The sequence below is a fragment of the Thalassolituus sp. UBA6592 genome, from assembly GCF_002433655.1.
GTDB lineage: Bacteria > Pseudomonadota > Gammaproteobacteria > Pseudomonadales > Oceanobacteraceae > Venatoribacter.
Genome location: NZ_DJIO01000169.1, coordinates 1 through 7,582 on the forward strand (window position 1 = coordinate 1; position 7,582 = coordinate 7,582).

Annotated in this window: 6 protein-coding genes; 3 read left to right on the top strand and 3 right to left on the bottom strand. The window is 50.1% G+C overall.

What is annotated here, in order from left to right; translation table 11 throughout:
• Positions 1-152: 152 nt before the first annotated feature.
• The 3 genes from B2Z72_RS17185 to B2Z72_RS17195 all read right to left on the bottom strand — a co-directional run bounded on the left by B2Z72_RS17185 (position 153) and on the right by B2Z72_RS17195 (position 3,034).
• Entirely contained in the window at positions 153-1,439 is a 1,287-nt protein-coding gene (locus tag B2Z72_RS17185; protein ID WP_297005384.1) for a hypothetical protein, read from the bottom strand.
• Between the two features lie 203 nt (positions 1,440-1,642).
• The gene (locus tag B2Z72_RS17190; protein ID WP_297005387.1) at positions 1,643-2,038 is read right to left on the bottom strand and encodes an STAS/SEC14 domain-containing protein; all 396 of its coding nucleotides are present in this window, start codon (positions 2,036-2,038) and stop codon (positions 1,643-1,645) included.
• A 78-nt stretch (positions 2,039-2,116) separates the two neighbouring features.
• On the bottom strand, positions 2,117-3,034 hold the full coding sequence (locus tag B2Z72_RS17195; protein ID WP_297005390.1) for a LysR family transcriptional regulator: 918 nt from the start codon (positions 3,032-3,034) through the stop codon (positions 2,117-2,119).
• Positions 3,035-3,155: 121 nt separating this feature from the next.
• Here B2Z72_RS17195 and B2Z72_RS17200 point away from each other — a divergent pair, with 121 nt between their 5' ends.
• The 3 genes from B2Z72_RS17200 to B2Z72_RS17210 all read left to right on the top strand — a co-directional run bounded on the left by B2Z72_RS17200 (position 3,156) and on the right by B2Z72_RS17210 (position 7,544).
• Complete coding sequence (locus B2Z72_RS17200; RefSeq protein WP_297005400.1) at positions 3,156-4,622, top strand: NAD-dependent succinate-semialdehyde dehydrogenase; 1,467 nt, start codon at positions 3,156-3,158, stop codon at positions 4,620-4,622.
• A 191-nt stretch (positions 4,623-4,813) separates the two neighbouring features.
• Complete coding sequence (locus B2Z72_RS17205; protein WP_297005393.1) at positions 4,814-6,151, top strand: aminotransferase; 1,338 nt, start codon at positions 4,814-4,816, stop codon at positions 6,149-6,151.
• Between the two features lie 808 nt (positions 6,152-6,959).
• The gene (locus B2Z72_RS17210; protein ID WP_297005396.1) at positions 6,960-7,544 is read left to right on the top strand and encodes a hypothetical protein; all 585 of its coding nucleotides are present in this window, start codon (positions 6,960-6,962) and stop codon (positions 7,542-7,544) included.
• Positions 7,545-7,582 lie beyond the last annotated feature (38 nt).

A 7,582-nucleotide genomic window follows, 5' to 3' on the forward strand; every position in this document is an offset into this window, starting at 1 on the left:
AGCCCGTCCGGCGAGAGGGGTAAGACCCCTCTATGAGGACAAGCGGCCTGACAATTTTCGAAAATGCTTAAATAGAAATTTGTGGGACAGCAATGGCCATCATGGCAGCCCTTTTTCCGCTTGAGCGCTGATTGAAGATTCTCTAAGCTACTTCAAAAGAATTCTTCGTCGTGCATGCTCATGAATCTCCGCTCCTCCAGACGCACAGCATCACCGGCGACAGGTTCGAGACAGGCCATAAAGCGGTTAGCGTAACAATATTTTATAGTCATACCGTTCTGAACCGCCGGTGTTTGTGGCGCATAGGTCCATGAATGTTCCGGGAGTTCATTCAGATCAACCACCTGCACGTTCCAGTCTCTGCTGTAGGTAACCATATCGGTATAGTAAACCGCACCATTAAACAGGAATTGTATGAATTGAAGATCATGCTCTTCATCATCAGAAATCAGCTCACCATCCAGAGTAAAGGACAGTTCATCCTGTGACATAGCAATTCTGCTCGGAAGGTTTAACTGGTTATCCGATTGCGCAATGTCAGTGTCTGCTTCACTGGCGAAGACACTGAAATCGGTTCTGGTTTCCTCCGATCCTTCTTCGACAACATTGCTGGCGAAGAGAGAATATCTCATCTCGAACATATCACCTTCGGTACGCAGTTCAGCAGGAATCTGAACAAATACATCGCCACTCCGATCCAGCTCCATCGCATCATCACTGTTCGGCATACGGTAGAGAACCTCAATATTGGCGTTCACTTTATCCGCTGTTGTTGTTTCCTGCGTTGTGGAAAGATCAATATTCAGATCAATATTCAAATCCCAGCCATCGAGTTCAGAAATATCAAGCAGCGTTTTAAAGATATATTCAGTGCCAGTGTTGTCGTCCTCTGTAATGCTCAGAGCTGGTACGTTCTCCGACAGGACGTACGGATCAAGAAAATAACCAAGGTGGTAATAGCCTGTAGATTCAAAGCTGTTTGCGATCACCATATCACCAGCGCGCTGAGACTCTACCCGCAAGGCTCTGACGTCAACGCCTGAAAGGCCGCAATCCAGATTGCCCAGGTCCATATCCTCAACCGGGGTCAGCTGATATACCGCTGTGCCAAACTGGTAGCCACTGACGGTATTGGTACAGGTAGAAACAATGGTGACGGTTTGTTCATCCGGCACAATAATGTCAGCCAAATCATTATAAACAGTCCAGACATCATCCAGTTTTGCCGCCACATATAACTGCACATTTTTATCAAGGCTTGGCAGATAATTAAAGCTCAGCGTGTGCGGACCAACAGGTTCCTCTTCATCCGGCACAATATCATCAGTTAATGGATCATTTTCAGATATCGTGTCGGTACTGTCAGAATCTCCTCCACACGCTGTCAGCCAGAATGGGCTGGACAGAATGACTGCTGAAAGAAGAAGGTTTTTTCTCATCGACTTTTTTCCTGTCAATTAATAAATCAACAGTAAACTTAGACAAAAAAGGCTAGGCTATAAGGAAATTATTCTGAACAATAACGGCGGGATGTTGCGAAAAAAGATAAGGTGTTTTTTTTAATACGGGCTAGCTGATCGAAAAACAACCAACCAAATAAAGTCGATTAATTTTGTCAGAAATTGTGCATAAAACAACCTGATTAATTTTCACTCAGCCAAAGCAGTGCCTGCTGCTTATCGCTAAATGCTTCCATTCTTCCTGCAATAAACCAGCTGCCGATTTTCGCTGCCCATTCCTGCCAACTGCCCAATCCTGTCCGTTGTCCATATAATGCAATGCGGGTGAATTCTTTACCGTGCTTCAGGCCAATACGCAGATCATCCCAGGCCGCATGCAATTCCCAGCCATCGAATTCGCTTGCGTCGAACAGGAGTTTTATCTGCGGGTGTTCTACAGCGGCCAGCGCTGACTCCAGCATCGGCGTGAACTGACGATAGTCATCGTGGGTTAATTTACCGATGGCTTTGATGACCACAAAAATCAGATCACCGTGAGTTTCGATACCAACAGACAGACCATGATGATGTCGGTTCATCAACTACTCTCCTTTTTATGTACGACGACAGCCATTGGCTGCAATCTGGTTGCAGCAAGCTTATGACTATCCCCCCGATCACAACACTGCCTGCAGACATTCGCAGAATAAGGCCACGGCTTCGGCATTACGCGGATGCTTTCGGTGAATGGCGCTGTAGGTATTAGCGTAGCTGTAGCGCTCCGGTAACAACGCCTGCAGTTTCTGATCATAACCCCAATTGCGCACCATGTGCTCCGGTAGCATGCCCAGATAATGGCCACTGAGAATCAGCGCCGCCCGCGCCTCCTGATGATGCGCCCGGGCCTGCCGGTTCCACAGACGCACATCCGGCGACACTTCCCGCCCGGGCATTAAGCGCGGCGATTCGACAAACTTAAACTCAGCCAGATCCGCCGGTTTAACATTGGCTTTGCCGTACAGCGGGTGATCTTCGCCGCAATACAGATTCATCAGCTCATCGAATAATGGCAGCGTTTCCAGCTCGGCAAATTCCTGCAACAGTACTGTGACACCAAGGTCGGCTTTTTTGTCCAGCACCGCGCTGGTAACGTCATCGGAGGATAAGGTGGTGATTTCCACTCGCACGTCCGGCGCCAGGTCGGAGAAACGGCCTAACGCTTTTACCATGGCGGAATCCGGGCCACCGGGCAGGTGCTCGGCGCAGGCCAGGTGCAGTTCGCCCAATAAACGCTGATGGGAGCGGTTGATCTGCGAACGGAACTGATCCACGGCGCTGAACAGCTCATTGCTGGCGTTGTACACCACCCGCCCCTGTTCGGTCAGACTGAAGCCGCCGCGGCCACGCTCACACAGGCGCATATCCAGCCGGCTTTCGAGATCAGCGATATAGTTAGAGATGGTGGAGTTGGCCAGATTCAGACGCAGCTCAGCAGCGCTGATGCCACCGCTTTCCGCCACGGCACGGAACACCCGCAGCAAACGCAGGTCCAGATCTGTCAGCTGGCCCGGTAAGGCCGCCTTTTTCCGCCCCATAACGGCCTCCGCACGGGTGTTTTGCAGGATTGATTTACTTTTGCATATCCAAAAGTAAAAACTTTTAAATCATTATATAAAGCAAAGATAGCCAGGGCTATCGTTAGCGTTAATTGAGGAGATTTTTATGCAACTGAAAGACAGCGCTTTACTTCAGACCCAGGGCTTTATTAACGGCCAGTGGCGTGATGCTGCCGGCGGTAAAACCTTTGACGTAACCAACCCGGCAACTGGCGAAGTTCTGGCTCAGGTCGCCGATATGGGCGCAGATGAAACCCGCGAAGCCATCGCTATCGCCGAGAAAGCTCAGATCGAATGGCGCGCCAAAACCGCCAAAGAGCGTTGCGATATCCTTGAGCGCTGGTACGACCTGATGATGGATGCCAAAGAAGATCTGGCCATCCTGATGACCGCCGAACAGGGCAAGCCGCTGGCCGAAGCCCGTGGTGAAGTAAACTATGGCGCGTCCTTCCTCAAATGGTTCTCCGAAGAAGGTAAACGGGTTTACGGTGATGTTATCCCGCAGACCCCGGACCGCCGTGGTCTGGTCATCAAACAGCCAATCGGTGTCGTGGCCGCTGTTACTCCATGGAACTTCCCGAATGCCATGATCACCCGCAAAGTCGCACCGGGTCTGGCGGTGGGTTGCACCTTTGTGCTCAAGCCTGCCGCTGAAACACCACTGTCTGCTCTGGCCATCGCCGAGCTGGGCAAACGTGCCGGTCTGCCGGATGGCGTGTTCAACATTATTACCGGTATGGATGCACCGGCCATTGGTAATGAAATGACCTCCAGCCCGATCGTGCGCAAAGTGACCTTCACCGGTTCCACCCCGGTGGGCAAACTGCTGATGAAGCAATGTGCCGACACAGTAAAACGTACCTCCATGGAACTGGGCGGCAACGCGCCGGTGATCGTGTTTGATGACGCAGATCTGGATAAAGCGGTTGATGGCGCAATTGCGGCGAAATACCGTAACTCAGGTCAGACCTGTATCTGTTCTAACCGCATGCTGGTTCAGGCCGGAATTTACGACGCCTTCGTCGAGAAATTCGCCGCCAAAGTAAAAAACTTCAACGTCGGTAACGGCCTGCTCGATGGCACTACGCACGGCCCACTGATCACCACCAAAGCCGTTCAGGGCGTGGATGAAAAAGTAAAAGCCGCCGTAGCCGATGGTGCAACCGTAGTAATCGGCGGTAAGCCGGGCGCACAGGGCGACCACTTCTACGAACCAACCGTACTGACCAATGTGAATTCCTCCATGCGCGTGTTCCGTGAAGAAATTTTCGGACCCGTGGCACCGGTATTTAAATTCGATACCGAAGCTGAAGCCATCGCCATGGCCAACGACACCGAGTTCGGTCTGGCATCTTATATGTACACCCAGGATATGGGCCGTATTTTCCGCGTATCCGAAGCGCTGGAATACGGCATGGTCGGCGTGAACGAAACCGCCATCAGCTCCGAAGTCATTCCATTCGGTGGTGTTAAAGAATCCGGCCAGGGTCGTGAAGGTTCCAAATATGGCCTCGACGACTTCCTGGAAACCAAATACATCTGTATCGGTGGTATCAACCAGGCGTAAGCGCGCCACCTATGCAGCAGTAACCGTCATCCAGCGGAAGAAAACGTTACGCGCGCCGGGCAGGCATAAGCAGACGACGAAGCACAATTGAGAGAACGCATTCAGTTTTCTCAATAAACCTTCTGAATCTGCTTTAACGAGGCCTCCCCGAACGCAGTAGTTTTATCGGCGCATTGTTAAGCAGAGATAATATGAGCACAATCATCTACCCAACCACCAACCTGAAAACCGGCGAAAACCTGATCCTCGAAAAAGGTGACGGCGTTTACGTGTACGACAACAATGGCAATAAATACCTCGAAGGTATGGCTGGCCTGTGGTGTACCTCTCTGGGTTACAACAACCAGGAGCTGATCGACGCAGCAACCCAACAGCTGCACAACCTGTCGTACTCACACATGTTCGGTGGCAAAAGCCATCAGGTGGGTATGGATCTGGCGGAAAAACTGGCGGCCATGATTCCGGTTGAAAATGCGCATATTTTCTTCGGTAACTCAGGTTCTGATGCTAACGATACCCAGATCAAACTGCTGCATTACTACTTTGCCGCCATCGGCAAACCGGAAAAACGTAAGATCATTTCCCGCAAACGTTCTTACCACGGTATTACCGTTGCTTCAGCCTGTTTAACTGGTCTGGAAGTAAACCACACCAACTTCGATCTGCCGGTAGAAGCGCTGGGCATTACTCACACCGACGCACCTTATTACCTGCGTGAAAAACTGGCTGGCGAAAGCGAAGCTCAGTTCGTTGACCGCATCGTCGGTAACCTGGAGAAACAAATTCTGGCCGAAGGTCCGGAAACCGTAGCCGCCTTTATTGCTGAGCCAATCACCGGCGCCAGCGGCGTGATCATCGCACCAGACGGTTACTACGAAAAAGTGCAGGCACTGCTGAAAAAATACGACATTTTCTTCTGGGCTGACGAAGTGATCTGTGGCTTTGGCCGTACCGGTAACGACTTCGGCTCCACCACCATGGGCATCAAGCCGGATATGATGAGCATGGCGAAACAGCTGTCTTCTGCTTATCTGCCAATTTCTGCTGCCGCCATCCGTGGTGATATGTACGACGCCATCGTAGAGCCAAGCAACCAGCTGGGTGTCTTTGGCCACGGTTACACCTATTCCGGTCACCCGGTTGCCTGTGCTGTTGCCCTGAAAACCCTGGAAATTTACGAGCGCGACAACATCTTCGCCAAAGCCGCAGAAACCGGTAAATACCTGCAGGAAAAACTGCAGGCATACGCGGATCACCCATTAGTGGGTGAAGTACGTGGCCGCGGCTTAATCGGCGCCATTGACCTGCACAACAAAGCCAAAGATGAAGCCTTCCCGGCGGCTGTGTCTTATCACCTGGCTAAAGCCTGTCAGGACCAGGGCCTGATTCTGCGCGCCGTAGGCGGCACCGCAATCGCCTTCTGCCCACCACTGATCATCACCACCGCTCAGATCGATGAGATGATGGAGAAATTCGCCAAAGCCATCGAAGTGACAGAAGCCTACGTGAAAGCGGAAGGACTGATGTAAGCGGCTGCTACGGCTGCTACTACTGGGCTGCTACTACTGAATAGCCGCATACATTCTGAAAGACAAAAGGCCCTGCGGGGCCTTTTTTGTTTCTGGCGAAGTGCTCTCTGGCGAAGCTCTCTGTTGGAACCACTGGCTCCCTATCTGAACCACTACAGACACATACGCGAATCGACACCCTCGGGTCTTAAATACAACGAATGCAACTGACAGGTAAACGCGACCGCGCGCAAAACAAATAAATTGCAGGACGGACTTCAGCCCCGAAAGCATGACGGATACGACGGTGCACTATGGATTATTGCCGGAATAGAACTGGCGGTAGGTAGGGCCAAGCCCGCCAAATCAAGCCCACCAAATCAAGCCCGCCGAATCAAACCCACCGAATCAAACCCACCGAATCAAACCCTCTGAATCAAGCCCGCTAAAGCAATCTACGGGCTCTGCATCAATCCATTATCGAAATAACTGTAGGGTGCGCAATGCGCACCAATTTAAACTGTCTGTGCATACAGTATATTTTTAAAGAATCAGGAAATCCGGCACACTTTACATTTGGCCTTGCTCGTTTTCCCAGAGAGTAGTAACTTAAACTTCAAATGAATCAATAACTTGCCCTCAGAATTGCAAAGAGGATTATAGGTTTATGTGCGCAGCATGCCGGAGTTAACAGGCGTGCGCGTTTTTCTGGCAGGGAATTTTGAGTTATGGAAGATTTCTCAATTAGGTCAATGAGTTACGTGAGCTTTCTCAAAAGATTCACCCAGGATAAATGTGCGTGCATACTAATAAGCTGTTAGGAATACGAATGAGCAAAGGAGAAAAGTTGAAGAAATTCGCAATAACACTATTTTCACTCGCATGTTTAGGCGGGCTAGGATACTTGGTTTGGATTATTGGTGAAAATTTCTTCTCGTGGGTTAAAAGTCTCGACAAAGAAGTTGCGGCAGCAGGTATTACTGCCCTTATTGGTTTTATTGGTCTTCTTTACGTGCAATGGAATTCCAAAGCTAAGGAAATATCGGATAGTCACAGACCTGCGAAAATTGAAGTTTACGAGACATTCTTCGATATAGTAGAGCGCTTTATGTCGGCCGAGGATTCTGATGTCGAAGATCTTGACCCAGAAAGTGAGGAATTCCCTCAAGAGCTGAAGGATCAATTTACGAAGCTATCGAGAGGAATGATTGTTTGGGCTTCTCCACAGGTTATAAAGGCTTGGAGTGAATTTAGGGAAAAAGCTAATGATCGAAAAACTCCAGTCGAGACATTGTTGGCAGTTGATAAGGTTCTTCAAGCGATAAGGGCTGACTTAGGTAATAGTAATTTTGGTTTAAAGCGTGGAGATGTAGTTAAACTATATCTCAGTAACCCTGGCGAAGTTGATGTTTAGTGCCAATGAATTCCTAACAAGCGACTGTGATTCAACCG

Bases quoted from the DNA above. Each gene is read 5' to 3' on its own strand.
- B2Z72_RS17185 (WP_297005384.1), bottom strand. From the start codon at position 1,439: ATGAGAAAAAACCTTCTTCTTTCAGCAGTCATTCTGTCCAGCCCATTC.
- B2Z72_RS17190 (WP_297005387.1), bottom strand. From the start codon at position 2,038: ATGAACCGACATCATCATGGTCTGTCTGTTGGTATCGAAACTCACGGT.
- B2Z72_RS17195 (WP_297005390.1), bottom strand. From the start codon at position 3,034: ATGGGGCGGAAAAAGGCGGCCTTACCGGGCCAGCTGACAGATCTGGAC.
- B2Z72_RS17205 (WP_297005393.1), top strand. From the start codon at position 4,814: ATGAGCACAATCATCTACCCAACCACCAACCTGAAAACCGGCGAAAAC.
- B2Z72_RS17210 (WP_297005396.1), top strand. From the start codon at position 6,960: ATGAGCAAAGGAGAAAAGTTGAAGAAATTCGCAATAACACTATTTTCA.